The sequence below is a fragment of the Methanococcoides sp. AM1 genome (assembly GCF_900774055.1).
Classification (GTDB): Archaea; Halobacteriota; Methanosarcinia; order Methanosarcinales; family Methanosarcinaceae; genus Methanococcoides.
The window spans coordinates 173,660-193,025 of sequence record NZ_CAAGSW010000001.1; the positions used below are offsets into that span (position 1 = coordinate 173,660).

General features: G+C 44.1%; 21 protein-coding genes. 5 read left to right on the plus strand and 16 right to left on the minus strand.

What is annotated here, in order from left to right; genetic code table 11:
- Nucleotides 1-28: 28 nt before the first annotated feature.
- A complete protein-coding gene (locus E7X57_RS00825; protein ID WP_135609572.1) occupies nt 29-892 on the minus strand; it encodes an RPA family protein in 864 nt (287 codons plus the stop codon).
- A gap of 5 nt (nt 893-897) precedes the next feature.
- Nucleotides 898-2,199, minus strand: a complete 1,302-nt coding sequence (locus tag E7X57_RS00830; RefSeq protein ID WP_135609574.1) for a Single-stranded DNA binding protein — start codon at nt 2,197-2,199, stop codon at nt 898-900.
- Nucleotides 2,200-2,419: 220 nt separating this feature from the next.
- Here E7X57_RS00830 and E7X57_RS00835 point away from each other — a divergent pair, with 220 nt between their 5' ends.
- The gene (locus E7X57_RS00835; protein ID WP_048195467.1) at nt 2,420-2,641 is read left to right on the plus strand and encodes a histone family protein; all 222 of its coding nucleotides are present in this window, start codon (nt 2,420-2,422) and stop codon (nt 2,639-2,641) included.
- Nucleotides 2,642-2,657: 16 nt separating this feature from the next.
- Here the strand turns inward: E7X57_RS00835 and E7X57_RS00840 are convergent, their stop codons facing one another.
- From E7X57_RS00840 to E7X57_RS00890, 11 genes are all read right to left on the minus strand, one after another.
- Nucleotides 2,658-3,164 (minus strand): small multi-drug export protein, encoded by a 507-nt coding sequence (locus E7X57_RS00840; protein WP_135609576.1) that lies wholly within the window; start codon nt 3,162-3,164, stop codon nt 2,658-2,660.
- Between the two features lie 4 nt (nt 3,165-3,168).
- Nucleotides 3,169-4,143 carry a replication factor C small subunit gene (locus tag E7X57_RS00845; RefSeq protein WP_135609578.1) on the minus strand — a complete coding sequence of 325 codons (975 nt, stop codon included), beginning with the start codon at nt 4,141-4,143 and terminating at the stop codon, nt 3,169-3,171.
- A gap of 149 nt (nt 4,144-4,292) precedes the next feature.
- On the minus strand, nt 4,293-4,625 hold the full coding sequence (locus tag E7X57_RS00850) for a DUF4870 domain-containing protein (protein WP_135609580.1): 333 nt from the start codon (nt 4,623-4,625) through the stop codon (nt 4,293-4,295).
- Nucleotides 4,626-4,641: 16 nt separating this feature from the next.
- Nucleotides 4,642-5,439, minus strand: coding sequence for an Rnf electron transport complex subunit RnfB (rnfB, locus tag E7X57_RS00855; RefSeq protein ID WP_135609582.1), 798 nt, complete (start codon nt 5,437-5,439; stop codon nt 4,642-4,644).
- Nucleotides 5,436-6,023, minus strand: a complete 588-nt coding sequence (gene rnfA, locus E7X57_RS00860) for an Rnf electron transport complex subunit RnfA (RefSeq protein ID WP_135609583.1) — start codon at nt 6,021-6,023, stop codon at nt 5,436-5,438. Before rnfA ends, rnfB begins: the two co-directional genes overlap by 4 nt.
- A 1-nt stretch (nt 6,024) precedes the next feature.
- Nucleotides 6,025-6,636 carry an Rnf electron transport complex subunit RnfE gene (gene rnfE, locus E7X57_RS00865; RefSeq protein ID WP_048195476.1) on the minus strand — a complete coding sequence of 204 codons (612 nt, stop codon included), beginning with the start codon at nt 6,634-6,636 and terminating at the stop codon, nt 6,025-6,027.
- A gap of 11 nt (nt 6,637-6,647) precedes the next feature.
- Nucleotides 6,648-7,220 (minus strand): Rnf electron transport complex subunit RnfG, encoded by a 573-nt coding sequence (rnfG, locus tag E7X57_RS00870; protein ID WP_135609585.1) that lies wholly within the window; start codon nt 7,218-7,220, stop codon nt 6,648-6,650.
- Nucleotides 7,213-8,142: an Rnf electron transport complex subunit RnfD gene (rnfD, locus tag E7X57_RS00875; protein WP_135609587.1), complete on the minus strand. Its 930-nt coding sequence runs from the start codon at nt 8,140-8,142 to the stop codon at nt 7,213-7,215. The genes rnfG and rnfD overlap by 8 nt, the downstream gene beginning before the upstream one ends.
- Before the next feature lies 1 nt (nt 8,143).
- The gene (rnfC, locus tag E7X57_RS00880; protein WP_244603552.1) at nt 8,144-9,484 is read right to left on the minus strand and encodes an Rnf electron transport complex subunit RnfC; all 1,341 of its coding nucleotides are present in this window, start codon (nt 9,482-9,484) and stop codon (nt 8,144-8,146) included.
- A gap of 31 nt (nt 9,485-9,515) precedes the next feature.
- A complete protein-coding gene (mmcA, locus tag E7X57_RS00885; protein WP_135609591.1) occupies nt 9,516-10,991 on the minus strand; it encodes a methanogenesis multiheme c-type cytochrome in 1,476 nt (491 codons plus the stop codon).
- A gap of 11 nt (nt 10,992-11,002) precedes the next feature.
- Entirely contained in the window at nt 11,003-11,404 is a 402-nt protein-coding gene (locus E7X57_RS00890; protein WP_135609593.1) for a hypothetical protein, read from the minus strand.
- Nucleotides 11,405-11,661: 257 nt separating this feature from the next.
- Here E7X57_RS00890 and E7X57_RS00895 point away from each other — a divergent pair, with 257 nt between their 5' ends.
- Nucleotides 11,662-12,558: an FAD:protein FMN transferase gene (locus tag E7X57_RS00895; protein WP_371413131.1), complete on the plus strand. Its 897-nt coding sequence runs from the start codon at nt 11,662-11,664 to the stop codon at nt 12,556-12,558.
- Between the two features lie 102 nt (nt 12,559-12,660).
- On the opposite strand, the gene thpR is transcribed toward E7X57_RS00895, so the two are convergent.
- Nucleotides 12,661-13,206 carry an RNA 2',3'-cyclic phosphodiesterase gene (thpR, locus tag E7X57_RS00900; protein ID WP_135609595.1) on the minus strand — a complete coding sequence of 182 codons (546 nt, stop codon included), beginning with the start codon at nt 13,204-13,206 and terminating at the stop codon, nt 12,661-12,663.
- 123 nt (nt 13,207-13,329) lie between these two features.
- Between thpR and E7X57_RS00905 the strand changes: the two genes are divergently transcribed.
- Nucleotides 13,330-14,223, plus strand: coding sequence for a diadenylate cyclase (locus E7X57_RS00905; protein ID WP_135609597.1), 894 nt, complete (start codon nt 13,330-13,332; stop codon nt 14,221-14,223).
- Nucleotides 14,224-14,237: 14 nt separating this feature from the next.
- Here E7X57_RS00905 and E7X57_RS00910 read toward each other — a convergent pair whose 3' ends face one another.
- Together E7X57_RS00910 and rqcH are read right to left on the minus strand one after the other, a co-directional pair.
- Nucleotides 14,238-15,281 (minus strand): mRNA surveillance protein pelota, encoded by a 1,044-nt coding sequence (locus E7X57_RS00910; protein WP_135609599.1) that lies wholly within the window; start codon nt 15,279-15,281, stop codon nt 14,238-14,240.
- Between the two features lie 49 nt (nt 15,282-15,330).
- On the minus strand, nt 15,331-17,328 hold the full coding sequence (rqcH, locus tag E7X57_RS00915) for a ribosome rescue protein RqcH (protein WP_135609600.1): 1,998 nt from the start codon (nt 17,326-17,328) through the stop codon (nt 15,331-15,333).
- A 142-nt stretch (nt 17,329-17,470) separates the two neighbouring features.
- On the opposite strand from rqcH, the gene priS reads away from it, so the two are divergent.
- Both priS and E7X57_RS00925 read left to right on the plus strand, forming a co-directional pair.
- Nucleotides 17,471-18,643 (plus strand): DNA primase catalytic subunit PriS, encoded by a 1,173-nt coding sequence (priS, locus tag E7X57_RS00920; protein ID WP_135609602.1) that lies wholly within the window; start codon nt 17,471-17,473, stop codon nt 18,641-18,643.
- Complete coding sequence (locus E7X57_RS00925; protein ID WP_135609604.1) at nt 18,633-19,343, plus strand: hypothetical protein; 711 nt, start codon at nt 18,633-18,635, stop codon at nt 19,341-19,343. The genes priS and E7X57_RS00925 overlap by 11 nt, the downstream gene beginning before the upstream one ends.
- Nucleotides 19,344-19,366 lie beyond the last annotated feature (23 nt).

Sequence of the window (19,366 nt, forward strand, 5' to 3'; positions counted from 1 at the left end):
AATAGAAATACTGGGATCTGAAATGATGTTATGAGATCGGCCTAATGATGCCGATCTTTGGTTCATAACATTGCCCCTTTGCAAGCAAAGACCTGACTGCTGAATCTACTGCTTTTTCATTTATATTGCGGGAATTTGCAACTGAAAGAAGATCTATATACTCCACACCTTTTCCTTCATCAAGCTCTTCCAGCAATTCCATTACGACAACATCTATGTCTTTATCGCCATCTGCAGAAGATGCAAGATCGGTGAAAACAATACACTTTTTAACTACAGACCTCAGCTCATTCAGATAATCAGTACCAGTACCGTAATTCTCAATGGCCAGGCAGATGCCCTCTGATAAATTAGATGGAATTGCCATATTTTCCGTACAATTGCAGGAATCAGGATCACCTTTACATAAGGACAGTATTTTTGAAAATAAATCGACCCTGTCAAGAGTCAGTTCTGCAGTATCAGTTACCCAGCAGTTGCGCATACTTTCATCTGCCAGATGGATCTCTTCAGGCCTCAGGGATATGATCGGGCTCCCGGCATCCGGCTTATATACACGCACTTTCCCCACTACGGAAACGAATGCAGGAGTTTCAACCGACGAAAGGAATATAGCTGCTTGTGGTTGATACTGGCCGGCATATATTGTAAAAGCCCCTGAAGGATCAACCACACGGGCTTTCCATGTATCCGTATCATTGCCTACATTATCAACCTCCGTGAGAACACCAACAATGAAAACACGATTAACCATTGTTCCCAGAGGAGTGAGAAGGTAATTTGGAGTATGGCCCTCTGAATTTATTGCCTCGTCAATAGTAGAATGTATTGTAGAACTCGAATCGTTCAACTCTTTTGCAAATATCCTGTGTGCAATTTCACGCTCCACCATAAAGATCACTCCACTCCTTCAAGTCGCTCCAGAAGATCTGATGCCCGCTTATCAAGATCCTCAGACGGAACCCATACGGATTTTGCTACGAATGTGACACCATACTCGATCTTCGAAGTATTTCCACGCACACCGAGATAATGCCCCGTAAGAATACTTTTCATATCATCATAAACAACATTTGCAGACATTGCCTTACCCATAAGAGACTCAGACTCCTGAAGCGTCTTACCATAAACGATCTCGGAAAGTTCCCGATTCAGCATAACAAGAAGAGACCCTGTACCATCATCGAGGATTAGCTTGATACGCATGTCCTGAACCCCTTCTACACCACCATGTGACCGACAGGTGTCCTTCATAATGACACGATTACATTCCGGACATCGGGCAATCACACCGGAACCCGGTCGTACGGAAACAATGTTCCCTTCCACCGATACATCGAACATTCCTTCATTTTGTAAAACATCCCCTATAGGCAATGGTTTTGGTGGCAGGTTCACTGATGCAAAAGTGAAAGGCAGGTTTTCCCCGGATCCGACAATATGAACCGAGGTCGATTCATTCAGGTGTATGGAAGGTACACCCCGATACATGCTAACCGATGCATCTTCGAAGCGCACTATTGTGCCGATGTCCACACCATCAAGAAGAGACCATGAAACAAAAGGCAAGCGACTGGTCTCATCAGCGAGAACACCTTCTATGATAGTAAGGTCCTTTCCTTTCACATTGACATCCCTGTGATATAGTTCAATGACTGCTGCCACCGAACTTATGAACATGTCCGAATAGCCAACCTCGCCTAATTTTTTAATAGGAGTTGCTGAAAGTTCAGAGATATCAGGGAGATATGTATCCTCAAGAAGTTCCACTTCCGAACGATCCCCTATACTAACTTCCGCCCTGTTATGCCAGGCCCTGACGCTGGCATCCCGGATCCTTACAGCATCCCCGGGATTTAGAGAGATCGGTTTCCATGATGTGAACGAACATAATCCAGTCTCATCAGCAAGTGCACCGGAAAAGATAGTTACAGAATCACCACGTAAATTAACATTTTTTTCATTGATATTAAGAATGCGAACCTCAAGAGCTATTCCCCTGTCACCGATAGCAAGATCTTCCACCTTTTTCGATACCGGAGAATCGTTTTGGAATTTCTTAAGAATTGATCTCTTTGCCTCGTCTATAGGTACTCGGTACTTTAGCAACAGTTCCAGTTCATCTTCTATAGTAGATCTGCTTATGTTTCCTAGCGCCTTTGTTAGCTCTTCAATATGAGGCGCAAATTTCTTGTCCATGCTGTCTTCCCTCACGTGTGAGATGTTTACATAATCAAAGCCATACACACATAAATAAGGTATACCTGAATTATTAAAAGGAATTGAAAGGACTAAATTCCAAAAAACATAAATATGTAGCTTTTTAAGTTAATAAAAACATATTTATAGATTTTTAACTAAATTAAAGGTACAAATACAATTAATTAAACATAATAGGTACAAAAAGAGGTTATAAAAAATGCCCATACTACCATTGGCTTCTGTAGAACGTTTAATTCGCAGTGCAGACTCAGAAAGGGTCAGTGAATCTGCAGCATCTGCACTTTTGGATATACTCGAAGATTACGGTGTAAAAATATCAAAGGAAGCTATAATCTATGCAAACCATGCCGGAAGAAAAACTGTAAAAGCTGAAGATATAAAGCTGGCCTATGACATGCTCACGAAGCCTCGTGACTAATGTCATATTCCTTTTTTTAATTTAACAGGTCAATAGCACCCATTCCTGCAAGGGTCACCAAAGTCACCACAATACCCGAGATCATAACACCTGCTGCGATCGCCATCATTGCATGCCTGAACTTAATGCCAAACACGAAGGCAGCTGCACAGCCAGTCCATGCGCCTGTAACCGGTAATGGAACTGCCACGAACAGAGTAAGTGCAAGTATGCCATAACGTTCCATATTCCGAGAATGCTTTTGACGAGTTCTTGTAAAAAGCCAGGTGAAGAATGAATCCCCTACTTTGAACTGCCTGAGGTAAGATGACACAGGATCCAAAAAAAGTAAGAGAGGGATTACCGGTAGAAGGTTTCCTATGACTGCAAGAAGATAAGCATCAATAGGATCAATACCGTATATCCCGATAGCAACAGGGATCGCACCACGAAGCTCTGACACCGGCAATGCACTGAGCACTACGGTTGCCAGCCATGAAGGAACGCTTGCAAGTGTATCCAGCAGTTGCTCTTCAAAAGGCATTGCCTTATTGCTCCTTTGTCAACGCAAAATGTGCCAGCAAAGCATCAAGCTGTATTCTTTCATTAGCACCTTCAGTAAGCCTGAAATCAACTTCCCCGATCATATCCATAAGATCAACCATACGCTGACCGGATACTTCCATGTCGAAGATAGCACGATATATCTGCCCGACGACATCCTCTCCTGAAAGACCTTTTTCCAGCATCAAAGTATCAAGCTTTTTGCGTGCCAGTACAAAATTACCGGATAGTGCAGTCTTGAGGAGCTCCATGATCTCTTCCGGGTGAGCTGTTGCAGTTATTCTGTATATGGCATCCTTGTGGATGGTCTTATCAAAAAGAGCTGCTGCCTGTAGTGCATTTATTGCTTTTCTCATGTCACCCTGGGCAACATACTTCAATGCGTCCATACCATCATCAGCAATTGAAAGACCTTCCTTTTCTGCAATATGCCTGCACCTTTCAGCTATAGAATCTTCAGTAAGGTGGCGGAATCGGTAAACAGCACATCTTGACTGGATGGGTTCGATTATCTTTGAAGAGTAATTGCATGACAGGATAAACCGACAGTTGCTGGTATACCGTTCCATTGTACGGCGCAGTGCAGACTGTGCATCGGATGTCAGAGCATCTGCTTCATCAAGGAAAATTATCTTGAAATCGGCACCTCCAATAGGAGATGTCTTCGCGAAGTTCTTTATCTTCGTCCTCACTACATCGATACCGCGCTCATCTGAAGCATTGAGTTCCGTGAAGTTCTCGCGCCAGCCATCCCCGAACAGTTCCCGCGCAATGGACACAGCAGTTGCGGTCTTTCCAACCCCCGGAGGACCTGAGAACAACAAGTGAGGAAGATTGCCGCTCTTTACATATGATATCAGCCTTTCCGTCGTTTCCTTTTGACCTACAATGTCTTCAAGCTTAAAAGGCCTGTATTTCTCGATCCATATCTCTTCTTTTATTTCGAACCCTCCAGTCATAACTGATAATCTATGATATCGATGCAGGGAGAATAAGGTTGATTTTGCTTTTTAATCTTTCGTGACGTGACCGGTAAAAAATAGAATATAAGGATCATGGTCTTTACGAATGCATGATCCATTAGGGATGAGAACGGAATGATCCGAACTCACTTATATACATAGTTGTAAGCGATCTTACCGATAACCGGAACCTTGATCTTTGAACCTCTCCAGGCAATGAACATTAAAGAAAGCCAGACGAAGAGGGAGAAGAATCCTCCGAAATCAGCAAGCAGCCAACCGACGTATGGAATCCATGCAACCAGGAAGACGATAGCTGTCAGGGTCATAAAGACCATTGCTGACTGGATCGCGTGGAAACGGACAAACTTGTTCTCCTTCTCAATAAAAAGGAAAAGAACACCAGTCATCCAGAATCCCAGATAGCACAATATCCCTACAATATTCTCATTAAGTCCAATGGAAGTCTTGTATGTCATATAATCACTCCACTCCTTACCTCATTTCAATACATTTCTGCGGGCATTTCTCAACACATATGCCGCAGGCTGTACATTTGTCCTGATCGATCTCTGCAAGGAACTTCGTTACTGTGATAGCTTCTTCCGGACAGTTCTTTTCACATATCTTACAGCCGATACATCCAACTTCACAGACTGCCTTTACAGTCTTACCTTTGTCATGTGAATTACACTCCACATGGACCTTCTCAGAATCCTTTGCAAACATCAGCACATCGTTAGGGCATGCCTCGATACAAAGACCACAGCTCTTACAGAGGTTCTTGTTCACAACAGGAAGACGGTCCTCGCCGATCGTAATAGCATCGAATGGGCATGCACGCACACAGGTTCCGCGACCCATACATCCGTAATTACAACCCTTCTCACCGTCAGAGAGCATGATCACAGCAGTACAATCCTGGATACCTACGTAATCGAACCGGTCAACGCATTTGCTACCACCATTACACTTGAGGTATGGGTACTCCTTCTCTGCTTCTGAAACATCCTGCCCGAGAATTCCACCGATCTCCTTTGCAGTCTCAAAGCCACCTACAGGACATCCGTCAAGAGGAGCATTTTCCTCAACGACGCGTTCTGCAAAGTCTGCACATCCTGCAAACCCACAAGCACCACAGTTAGCACCTGGAAGGACCTCAACGACCTCTTCAACAAGTGGATTGGTCTCCACCTTGAACAACCTTGATGCTGCGATCAGCATGATACCGATCACAAGACCAAGACCACCAAGTGTTGCCATTGCCTGGATAATTAAAGTTGTCAGGCTCATATTGGAATCACTCCGAAGTAGTTAACAAATGCCATTGAAAGCATTGTTGCGATAAAGAATGCCTGAGGAAGACCACGAATAGAAGACGGAACACTAACAAGAGTGCTACGCTCCCTGATACCTGACATCATCAACATAACTATAGTGTAACCGAGACCTGCTGCAACTCCAAACACAACACTCTGTATGAATGAGTATTCATTCAGGACATTGAGCAACACAACACCAAGAACCGCACAGTTGGTTGTGATAAGCGGGAGATAGATACCAAGTGAACGGTATAGTGAAGGAACATTCTTCCTGACAACGAACTCTACAAGCTGTACAAGAGCTGCGATCACTACAATGAAACTGATCAGGCTAAGGAACTCGAGCTTTAGCGGTATCAATACGTAAGAGAATATAAGATACGACACGGTTGCTGCCATTGCCATTACAAAAATAACAGCACCTGACATTCCTGCAGCACTCTTTGTATCCTTGGTAACACCCACGAATGAACACAGGCCAAGGAACTGGATGACCAGGAAGTTCTTTATGAACACACCATCCATGAATATCTGGAAAAGACTTGCGTCAGCCATTTTAGCCACCTCTTGCGAGCTTCTTTGCTCTTCTATAATTGACTATTGCCATCAAAACACCTATTGTAAGGAAAGCTCCTGGTGAAAGGATCATGTAAGTAATAGGGTTAATTGGGATCTGGATGACTTCCAGACCAAAGATCACGATCTGACCGGTTCCGAGAAGTTCCCTGATACCTCCGATGAGCACAAGGACAAGAAGGAAACCAGTTGATATTCCCAATGCATCAATGAACGAATAGAACATGTTGTTCTTATTAGCATATGCTTCTGCACGTCCGATGATGATACAGTTGACAACAATAAGAGGAATGAACACACCCAGTGCCGCATACATCGGTGGGAAATAAGCTTTCATTACCATCTCTACGATCGAAACGAACGTTGCTATTATCAAAATAAATATTGGCAATCTCACTGAAGCAGGGATTTGCTTCCTCAGGCCTGAGACCAGCAGGTTGGAACAGATAAGTACGAAAGCCGTTCCGGCTGACATACCAATCGCATTTTCAATAGACGTGGTAACTGCCAATGTAGGACAAAGACCCAATACCAAAGCAAATATAGGGTTATCTTTTGTAATTCCACGAATAAATTCACTTAAAGCATTCATCATATCACCTATTAAGCCTCTGCTCCCCGTATAACTTCAACCTGGGCATTCAGGGCATCTACTACTGCCTGAGATGATATCGTGGCACCGGTAATTGAATCAATTGCACCACCAGACTTTGACAAACTCAGGTCTGCTACTTTTACGTTTTTGAACTGATCCTTGAAAGCGGGTTCAGTGATCTTTGATCCCAGACCAGGAGTTTCTGTGTGGGACATGATACTCATACCACTTATCTCATTGAATGACGAATCAACACCACCGGCAACTTCCAATAGACCTTGTGCACCGGGATGTTCCCTGAAGAAAGCATATCCGATAAGATTGCCGGAACTATCTTTTGCACGGTAGTATAAAATTTCCCTGTCACCCTCATCGTTAATGATCTCATCGCCGTAAACTGGCTCAAATTCTGCTGCCTGAGGCATCAGCTCAGCAAGCGTTAAGGTCCTCGCTTCTTCATAGTTCTTCTTTAATTGTTCACTTGTAGGCACATATGTTACAGCCAGAAGTGCTGAAGCGACCACCGAGATCAGAACCAGCTTACCTATGATAACTATTACATCCTTGTTTGAATCAGTCATCTAATAACACCTCCAGGCGGTCCTTGAAAGGAACCTTTTCCAGAATGCGTTTGTACTTACGCTGCAGGTAGGTCTCTGAACCATAAGATCCAGGAAGTGTGTTGTTATCGATCAATGCTGAAACACAATTTGCAAGGAACAGACCATAGAAGGTCGCATCGATATAATTTGCAAAATGACCATATATTACAACCAGAACACCACAAACGATCCCATAGATCACACGCCCGTTCTTTGTAACAGGTGAACTTGAAGTGTCCGTTGCAAGGAACAATACTCCAAACAGAACAACACCAAGGACAACGTATGATAAACTGTCACCCAGAAGAACTGCGAGCAATATAGTGGTCACGAAGAAGGAAACGGGAATTCTCCATTCAACATAACGAAGTAATATTAATATTCCACCTGCCAGTAACAATGCAAGAGGAGATACCCCTGCCATTACACCTGCACCGGTTTCCAGTACCAGATCAGACAATGCTGTAGTCTGCGGATAGGATAATGGAGACATTATTGAACCCCATGCAAGACTCAGGAATACCCATGCAGCAAGTACCGGGTTGAACACATATGATCCGATACCACCAAAGGCATGCTTACCTATTCCGACCGCAAAGACAGAACCTATCATCGGCATCCATAATGGGACCTCCGGCGGGACCACCATAGCGACCATTAGACCGATAAGAATGGCATGCCCATCTGCAATTGTTATCTTCTGGTCAAATGCTTTCTGTATTGCAACCTCGGTCACAACTGCTGCCAGAATGCCTGCAATGACCAATCCTATTGCAGGAAGACCAAATAGATATACAGATAGCAGGACCACGGGCACAAGAACAATTATCTTGGCCCACATAATCTTATTAAAAGTGATATCCTCTTTTTTATGAGGAGGAGCTGAAATCGTAAATGTCATCTTATTCGCCTCCACCGCAGCCACATCCTAACTTAAGATTAGTAGATGATTCTTTTGGAGCAAAGTCTTCATACGCCTTTTCGATAGAATTCTTTGCATATTTTATAAGCTGAAGAACATGTATCTTTGAAGGACAAACGGCTGCACATCTGCCACATTCAACACAATTCATAATATGCATCTGACGGCATTCATCAAAACGTCCCTGGTCAGATAGTGCTGCGATCCTGCTGGGTACGAGGTTCACAGGACATACATCAACACATCTTGCGCAATGCGTACAATCAACAAATTCTCCCCTTACCACATCATCAGCTGACTGAACGAATATGGATGTCGTCGTCTTACTCACAGGCACTTCATCAGTATACTGTGCTACACCTGTGATAGAACCATTTGCGATCAGCTTACCAGGTTCACCCACATAGCCACCACATGCATCAATTACATCTTTGAAAGTAGTGCCGATCCTTACAAGGATCTTCTGTGGATCCTTCACATTTCCGGAAACTGAAACCACGGTTTCGATATATGGCTTTCCGGTATTCACTGCATCATAAAGTGCTTTTGCAGATTTTACACTGCATATAGCAACACCGACATCAGTAGGATCACAACCAAAAGAAACCTTCCTACCCGTTAAATTATAAGTGAAAAGATCAAGGATCTTCTTTCCGTATATGTGGTCCTGTGATACGACCACAATATCCGAAGACATCTCTTTAAAGTAATATTTAACCTTCCTCTTTCCGATCAACGGAGCAACAGTAATGTTCTTTCCATCAAAGTTTAATCCGTCAAAAGCACTGATGGATTCAAGATCATCCTTCCTGAGAACGATCGCACCTTTTGAAGCTCCTGCAGCCTTCATAAGTAATCTCAATGCATCAAGCATCTGTGATGAATACTGGGAAGGAGTGTCGTAGTGACCGCCTATCCATTCTGAAGAAGTTGCATTTACCAGAACAAGATCTATTTTCTTACCCTCAGGTTTCAGTACCATATGTGTCGGACACCCATAGTGCTCAACAATACCTGCATCCTTTATCAGATCTGCAAGTTCAGAAGCCTGAACATCCTTTGATTTGAAATCAGCACATTCTGCCTCTTCGGATGGCTGGATCACAACACTGTTCACCTTGTTACCGTTGGGGTGGGGAGCTTCCTCAATAGAAATAACTTCCCCGGATACACTTGAATGGACAGATGCGGAATTATATGCTCCGCATTCACCTATCTTCTGCCCTTCACACACCATATCCCCTTTCTTCACAAGTGGTTCACATTCCGCACCATTATGCTGTTTTAAAGGAATAATTACCTTCTCGGGCATATTTTCCATAATATTGACCTTTGTCACAAACACCAACTCCTTAGAATGCAGGCTCCCTGTCAACTTCAGGAGGTTTTGCTCCTGGTATGGTCGCATCGATAGTCTTTATTGTGAAATCTGTTGGCGGATCGGTCTGTGCCGGATCGGAATCATAACCGATCATTTCCCAGTCAATTGCTGTCGCAGTTGAACCATGGCAATCAGCACATTCAAGTGGATCTGCCATTCCTACCTCTGAACCTGCGATGTTGTGACTAAGCCTGTAGTGAAGATCAACGGTCCTGAGTACAGCATTCGGATAATCAGCTTCACCATCGGCGTTTCCGTCATAGCTTCTCATCTCACCGACTGTCACCGTACCATCCTGGTCTGCATCAGCAGCTTCCACATATGCTACAGCTATCGGGTCACCGGTCTCTTTGCTGGCATTTGGTGACTCTGCGACCCCAGGGTTCAAACCCTCATCCCACCAGATACCGGTTACGATATTGAAAGGTGCAAGTTTCACATCAGCATCATCCTTTCCATCAGGGATATTAAGTTCATCCTCACCCACACCATTGGACCATGCAAGCACAGGAACAATCGTTTCCATCTTGAAGGAATCGACACGTTCACCGTTCGACCAGTCAAATGACTCAAGGGTCGTTCCACCTGGAAGCTCTCCTCCCGGAAGTGCAGGAATGTGACATGACTCACATTCTACAGTCTCAAGGTGAGCATCAGCGATAGGTCCGTGTGAGATACCTGCATGACAATCTGCATCATCACAGCTGCGGGTCTCAGCTTCTAATTCATGAATATCCTCAACATCCGCCTTTACCAGAAGGCTTGAATGGGATATCTCATGACATTCGACACAATTGACCTCAGCATGTACGTCGAATTCCTCATAATCAGGTGCAGACCACATTACTGCCGTAGTCGGTATATTTGCCTCATGGCAATTCTCCGCACATGATTCTTTTGCAGGGGCACCATTGACAGTGTCGTGGAACAACAACAACAATGGGAGTGGAGTAACAGCATTTGAGAAATAGGTGAACTTTCTTATATTGTCTTTCTGCACAGCTTCATTTGCTTCTACCATTGCTGCTGCGTTTGCATTTTCAAAGTCACCTTCACTGAACTTTGCAGCGCGTGCTTCAAAATCATACATGCCATACTGCTCATGGCAGACCATGCAGTCCACATCTACACCATACTCTTCCAGTGCTCCACCACCAGGGTGATAAGCACCATAGCGTTCGACCCATTCGTCTTCGCCCTCTACCTCAATATCAAAGTTTGTCAGTGGGTCCCATTCGTCGATATCTCTCTGGATATGAGTGTTGGTCTCCACATGATCAGATACCGTGAAGTGGCAACCTCCACAACTTGAATCCGACCATTCCCCTTCGGTCATATAGTGATGAGCGATCGCTTCATTACCACTATATCCCATGCTTGCGAAAACGCCTGCAAATCCGAAGATGAAAATGGCGGCTGCCAGTAATATTACCTCTAATTTTGCCATATGATCCCCTCTTAATCCTCTGCCACGTCCTCCAATTCCTTGAGGACAACGCCGATAATCGTAGTCATATGCTGCTCTTCCAGAACAGTCATATCATCAGAAACGTATTTGTGCAGCTCAAAGCTCTTGGGGATCTCCCTTACATTAAAATCAAAGACCTTATCCAAAAGACCTTTCTTTGGCGTTATGCCTAAAAAGTTTACATCAAGACGATTTCCAACCTTGTGTGCCTTCACTTCTACCTTGTCCAATGGTGAACCGGACTTTACGTAGATCATGTGATGATCGCCACCAAAGTGTTTTTCGATCCCCTTCCAACCATATTCTTCTATGATCTGATGAATTGCAACAGCGAGATACTTGTCTTTACCGGTATTCCCACCAGATGCAATTCCTGCACTAGAATTACTCATACAAACACGTCCTATCATGAATAATGATTAACATTCGTCGATTAATATAATTGCCAGAATCATTGATTGCGAATATTTATAGGTTTCGAAATAAGCTTAATATTAAGCGTATCTATCCCTACAGCATGGACAGAAAAACCGTTCTATTGCTAGTATTAATCGTTATAGTTTCTATTTCATTCACAGTATTATATGAGGAGCAAGAGGACAGATTAACTACCGAAAATAAAATATTTTATACTGATTCGCGCAGTATAATGGATACAACAGTTACAATCGCCATATATGATTTTAATGAAGAACATGCGGTACAGACTGTTGACAAAGCTTTTGCAAGAATTATCGATGTCGATGACGTCATGAGCAGTTACAAAAATGATAGCCAGACCAGCATACTGAATGACGGATCAAGACTGGAGGGTGCCTCACCGGACCTTATCTACGTTATTCAACGATCTATGTATTACTCCACGATCAGCGACGGTGCATTTGACATCACAATAATGCCAGTACTTGACCTCTGGGCAAGCAAGTTCAGCCCCGGTGGAACATACCAGCCACCCACACAGGAAGAAATAGACACAACTCTCGAGCTTGTTGATTACAGAATGATAACAATCGAAGATGGAAATATATCCATGGAACCGGGCATGAAGATCGCACTTGGAGGAATCGCAAAAGGATATGCTGTTGACCAGGCCATAGCAACATTAACATCTGAAGGCATAACCAGCTGTTTTGTTGACGCCGGCGGAGACGGGCGATATATTGGCACAAAGCCCGATGGGAACATGTGGACAGTAGGTCTCCAGAACCCAGACAAACAGGGAGATTTCATTACTGTGATGCAACTGGAAGATATGGCTGTCGCAACAAGCGGTAACTACGAGCGTTACTTCAGTGATGCTGCAAAGGTCTCTCACATATCTGACCCAAGGACCGGCTACTCAGTTAATGAATTGATCAGCGCAACGGTCATCGCAGAAACAGCCATGGATGCCGATGCCCTGGCAACCACTGTGTTCGTACTTGGAGAAGAGGAAGGAATGCAGCTCATCGAAACCCTTGAAGGAGTCGAATGCCTGATAATCACGTCAGACAAAAGGATACTTCGATCAACTGGCTTTGCGCAATATGAAACACCACTGGAATAATTGAAAGATAGGGAAGTAACAGGAACAGTGGCCAGAAGCCATGTTCCTGTTATTAGTATTATATTCGATTAGAGTATAGCATATTTTACTATAGCATTATTATTATCCCAACATGACCTCATGAAGTGTCTCATATACAGGACCCTGTGGAGTCAGAGTACTTTTCTTTAGACTTATCCTGTCAACTACCATATTGCCAAGTTCAATATCATCAAGCTCATCAAGTAATTCCAGGAATTCATCCATCTGACCCGCAGGCATAAATTTCACCCTTGCAAGAGTAGCATGTGCAGTGAACTTCTTCTTATCCTTTTTGAACCTGAACTTTGAAAGCTTTGATTCCACCTCATCATGAAGAAGCTCAAAGTTCCCTTCTGCACCCAACCAAACAACTCTTGGAGCTTTAGGCTTTGGGAAAACCCCAATTCCGCCGACAAGAGCATCGAAAGATTTGCATTCAAGGTCATCCAGGGCTTCTGCAACCTCCTGAACCATTGATTCCTTAACTTCACCAATGAACTTCATAGTAATGTGTACAAGACCAGGGTCAACCAATTTCAACTTCAGCCCGGAAAAGCGTGTTTGTATGACCCGGACCTCATCACGGAACTCCTCTGGCAGATCAACTGCAACAAATATTCTGGCCATATAAACAAAATAGACAATATACCTGTTAAATAGTGCCGTTGAACACAGATGAAAATGTTTTATAGATAATATATATAATCGATAATTTCCATAATTAATAATACAGAATATATGAGGGAATGGATGGATACTACCAATACACCAAACATACTGGCAGGACATGCAGTTCAGATCGCTAAAGAACTGGGAGCTCCGGCCATAATAGTATCCGGAGATATAAACCTTGAGAATATTGAAACCGACATTCCCATATATTATGTAACCCGACGCCAGAAAAGCATCATTGATAACCTCATTTCGGACACTACTGATGAAGGCGAAAAGCTGAAAAAGATCATTGAACCCATTAACAGGGAAACTTCAGGAAATGTCCGCTATATAGAAGAAGCAGCTGCCATCGAGCATATAATCGGCGAACTAAGGGAAGGCACTATTGTCGGAGTGATCCAGACAAAGGAATCCAGCGCAATAATAATCCACGAGATCTCACAAAGCCCTCTTATCAGAACACTTCAGGAATGCGAGGAAAGAATCGAACCTGAGGTCATGCGTGCAGCACTCACCATAGCATTTGACATCGCTGCAAGTGGAAGAGAAGGACACAAAATAGGAACTGCTTTTATCCTGGGCGATACTGAAGAGGTCATGCAGCGTTCCCATCAGATGATACTAAACCCTTATGCAGGCCATAAGGATGAACATAAGAACATACTGGACAGGATGAACTGGGAATCTGTCAAGGAGTTTGCCCTTCTTGATGGCATTTTTGTAATATCGGAGGAAGGCATTGTCAATGCTGCAGGCAGATATCTCGATGTTGATGCAAAAGATATCGATATTGAAAAGGGACTTGGAGGGAGACATGTTTCAGCAGCTGCGATCACAAGGGACACTTTTGCAGTAGCGGTGACAATATCCGAATCAGGAGGTACTGTCAGAGTATATATGGATGGAAAGGAGCTGCTTTGCCTTGATTACATCGAAAGACCTGCATTACGCGGCAAACCACAGTACTGAGGATCATATTTTCATCAGATCTTAAATCTCAACAAGGCTGCTATACCACCAAGAGAGTGCAATTTCTGCCCGGGCTCGAACTCTGTACTGAACACAACCATAGAACCCTGCGCATGCTCGACTTCCTGTATCATAGCATCAATATTACCCTCTTCCCGTTCCAGGCGAAGCAATTCATCAGCCACCAGAAGTTTTTCGACAGCACCATAATCTATTGCTGTTTTCACCTCATCCATACCATATGCGACCTTGCCACCAAGAGCCATTTCCTTCAGGAACTCATCCATAAGTGAAGATTCCCTGGCGATCCTGGACTCTTCCATTATCCTGTCAACAGCACCTCTTCTGAGCACTTCCTGAAAACCGGACATGCCTATAGAAGATGTATCCTCAACAAGGATACCTGCTGCCAGCTCGGAATTGTTTGAAGAGATGTACTTCATAAGATCATCCTTGGTAAACCCCGGGCCTGCAACAACAACCGACTCGGTTCCGCACATGGCATGACCTAACTGTTCGAGGATAGTGCTGAAGAAAACCTCACGAAGCGTTCCTTCGCCTTTCCCGGATGACTGCCGGATGTGGGAATAGACCTCTATACCATAATGACGCACAAAACCAATATCTGCATCCCCTTCTTCAATGGTAACGATAATGACCTTGGGTCTTTTGGATGTAGCTTCTGCTTCGTTCACACGCTCTACCTGATCTTTTTTCCAGTGCTTTATTATAGAGAGGGCAGTTCCCTCCTCAAGATTGAGAGTATGGTGAAAACCAGCATCCATCCCATGCTCAATAAGACCATGGACCCTGAGACGATTGGAGAACTTATGGAACTCAAGGTCATCTACCCTGATACCAAGCCTCACGTTCTTTTTCTCGACCTTCTCCGGCCTGAGCTTATCGCTGGAAGCCTCAGCTTTCCTTTTAGTGAGAGCAAATACAAGGTCGCCTTTCTCGATGATGTATTTCAAATGCCACAGATCATCAAGTGTCTCCGGAGTAAGGGCTATCTCACCTTCCTTATTCCCCCTCTGGTCTCTTTTTGTTACTCTCATGATAATACCCATCAATTTAGACAGTCATATACCCATACATATCAGAAGTTCACTTTTTGATATCAGATTCCCCTGGTGGAAGCATCCTTGCAATACTATCGGGAGATGCTACCTGTTTGACAAATGAAGGATCCTTCAGTTCATCTACATAAATGCGATAGACCTTCTTTGCAATATCATTCTGATTAAACTTACCGGGAACCAGCTCGACCACATATTTGCCGGAGCGTGCGATAGCCGAGACAGGACCTCCTATGACGCGGGTTTCCGCACCAAGCTCCAGGCCAACAGCAATACCTACGGGAACATCCTTGTAGTAATTGCGTTCTCCGCGGATAACAAAGGAACCTTTCCTCAGGTATTCGCCGGATTCCGGGGTCTTGGAGACCTGATCAGGTTTTATCCAGTAACAATCACCGCTGAACTGGCCTGCTTTCCAGATGCTGGAATAGGAAACCACGAATCTTGCAGCTTCCTCAAGGGTCGTTTCCGGGACATACTTCCCCTCGGTCTTGATAATTGTAATAGGTGCGCCGGGTACCTGTGTGTGGAACACGATATCTCGCTTTTCCATATACTTTTTCACAAGCTCCTCATTAGTATCAGCATCCCTTCCACCAACAACAAGGAAGCCGTCGGATGAAAAGAACCACCTGAATCGGTCGTACCAGTGTTTCTTGAGGAAAGCCTTCCTTCTTTTGGATACTTTCTTCTCCCTTTTCTGCATTGCAACCTTCGTATCCTCGATCGCACGCAAAGCACCATCACGCTTTTTGCTTAACTTTTTAGCTTTATCATAATATATCTGAGCATTTTGCGGAACGGTCTTACGAATATTGATACTCGCATTGACACCATCAAGATCAACTACGACAAACCCTTCCGCTGAATCGATACTTATGATCAAGCGTGCTGCGGGCAGTTCATCTTTTGCCTTTTTGAGTATAGAACGGATCTCAGCCCAGGAATAACCTTTATCGCGTGCATTCTCCAGAACAGCAAGCACCTGTTCAATGTTCTGGTAATGCTCATAGACCTTCTCTGCAATGGTAGTGTACTTTTCAGAGTCCTTCTCGAACTTCTTGATAGCTTCCTGCTGCTTACGAAGCCTTCTTTCAAAGACATCGACCTTTTCCTTCTTTTTAGCAACTACTTCCTCGATTACTTCTTCAGATGCTTTTTTACCGAAGAATTCGTCAAGAGCCTGATTGAAGGACGGGTAAAATTCCTTCTCCGCTTCAGAATACTGTTCAAGTTCCAGAGGTATGACATCAATTGCTTCCAGTTCGCCTTTAACGTCCTTTTTGACGATACAGGGCTTTAGCTTGCGCTCCACGATCGGGGAAAACACGATCTTTACAGCTTCACAAAGTGCCTTTATATCATCGGACGTAGCATCCTTTGCTGCTGTTTTCTTATCAACACCTGCTCTCAGGCAGACTTCCTCTGCAAGAACACCGCCGAGATTGTAACTGGTTGCTATGGTCCTGACAACATCCGCAGTGGAAGAGGCAAACAGATCAGCCATGCCATCCTCTTCAACATCAAGCGGACTTAGCTGTGCTTCAGGGTATTCATATATCTCACCACTGCGAACCCTGCGCCCCCTGAAGGTCACGGGATTCATCGGGAGAATGATCTTTCGGTCACTGTCAAGAAGAACGATATTGCCTCTTGAGAACAATTCACATACAAGTATTGTCTCAATACCACCACGGATCACACCGATCTCAATGATCCTGTCAAAGTCATACTGATCAACAGAAGTTATTCTGCCACCCGTTATATGCTTCCTCAACAGCATAGGGAATGCATGGGGTAACTTTGGGCTTGGACGCAAATACTTGCTCATGTGTGCTCTCTTGCCGGCCTGTATCACCAGATTGTCACGTCCTTTTCCGAATATGAAAAGATTTATCCTGATCTCACCCGGAACTGGCTGGTACACCTTAGCGATCTTTGCATCGATCAGAGAGCCTTCAACATCGACGTTACCAAGTTCGGATACAAGAGCAGCAACATCTGCACTCGTCATCTCCTGCTTCATAGATGCTTATAGAGTTCGACCTGACTTAAGGTTTATCCATATTGGAAGTAACTGACAACAACAAATCGAAGTAATAAAGAAATAGGATTAACACATCAATTAGTTAGAGTCTTAAGCAGACAATATCAGCAGGAAACAAGAAATGAACTTTAAGACAAAGTATTTCCTCAAATCGAAATTCCAGGAGTATTACAAGACAGCGGAGATACATATCCCTTCCAGGCTGGAAGCTCGCGAATGGGGATTCATCTCTTTTGACGAGATGCCGGAAACCGTGATGAGAAGACACAAATCATTTGGATCACGCGGAGAGGTTGAGGAATATCTCGCAGGCATGGCACCTGCACACGCATACCATTCTGTTGCATACTATACTTATCCCAGTGCACCCACTATGAAAGAGAAACAATGGCAGGAAGCCGACCTCATCTTTGACCTTGATGCGGATCACATACCCGGTGCACCCAACTCATATTCAGAAATGCTTGATCATGTCAAAAAGGAGACATTAAAGCTATATGACCTGCTGATAAATGATTTCGGTTTTAATGAAGATGATATAAGGGCGGTATTTTCGGGTGGCAGAGGATACCATTTCCACATAAGTGACCCGCGTGTTCGCTCCCTTGGAAGCGCAGAAAGAAGGGAGATCGTGGATTATATCAGTGGAAGGGGGCTAAATGTTGAGAAGATCTTCTACAAGAAAGCGGTCAGTGGTGATGCAGGTAGTGAGAATGCCAGAATGAACATGCTTTCCCCCGAGACTGAAGGAGGCTGGGGAGGAAGGATCAACAGATACCTTGTATCCTACCTCACCGATCTTGCAAGTAAGGAAGATGCAGAAGAGCTCTTCATCGGTTTCAAGGGCATCGGCAAAAAGACCGCACAAAAGATGATAGATATATTAAGGGATGAAACGCAGGTCGAGTTGCTACGCAAAGGAAACATGGAGGCTCTTTCAAAGGTCAATAAGGATATTATACAGACCCTCGCGTTGCAGGCAGTGAATGACATGTCAGCAAGCGTGGATGAACCTGTGACCGGGGACATAAAGAGACTTATACGCCTGGGAGGTTCACTTCATGGAAAATCAGGAATGCGTGTTACGACACTGTCCATTTCAGAACTTGAGAAGTTTGAACCATTGACCGATGCTGTCGTGTTCTCAGACAAGCCGGTAAAATTAAAAGTGATAAGACCTTTTGCAGTACAAATGAAAGGTAATGACCTCTACGTAGAGGAAGGTACACAGGAATTACCTGAATACGCAGCCGTGTATCTTATGTGCAGAGGTGCAGCAGAATATGGATCGTAATGAGCTCAAAAGCATACTCCGGGAAGAGAACAGTTCGGCTTTAAGGTCGTTGCCGAATGGGTTCTACCGTCTTGTGGATGATTATATCCATGAGCTTGAAGAAGAGATCCGAAAGATCAACAATCCACGCTCTGCTGAATCGAAGATACTCGAGGATGAGCTCCAGAGTGCCATCAATGATGTGGAAACCATATTCATTCGACGAGTACGAAAGGTCACTTCAAGAGCAACATCCAATGCATTCTCAAGCAGCTCACCAAGACAGGACCTTGACAAACTTCTGCCTGCAGAACAGGCGGTATATGAAGCAACGCTTTCGGCAATACAGGTAGCAAGGAACGGTTTGCTCGAACCGATACTTGATCCGTCCTCATCAATAACCCCTGCAAAGGCTCAGGAAGATACAGAACCGGAAGTATCCTCACAAAAAGTCACAGGTGAACCAACTGCCACAGGATCGGTACAAGGAGCATCAGCATCGGCAATTGATACCAATGATGGGGTTAGGGACAAGGTAGAAATAGCCAAAAGGAATATAAATGAAGAATACTTTGTTGTCCGAATATTGAAAGACCTACCGACATTCAATGCCGTAGATAAGCGAAATTATACTACCCATGCAGAAGATGTCGTTGTTTTACCCGCAATGAACGCAAATGTTCTGGTAAAACGAGGTGCTGCTCATCTTATCACAAAATAAAACATTCAACTTGATAAAAGGTG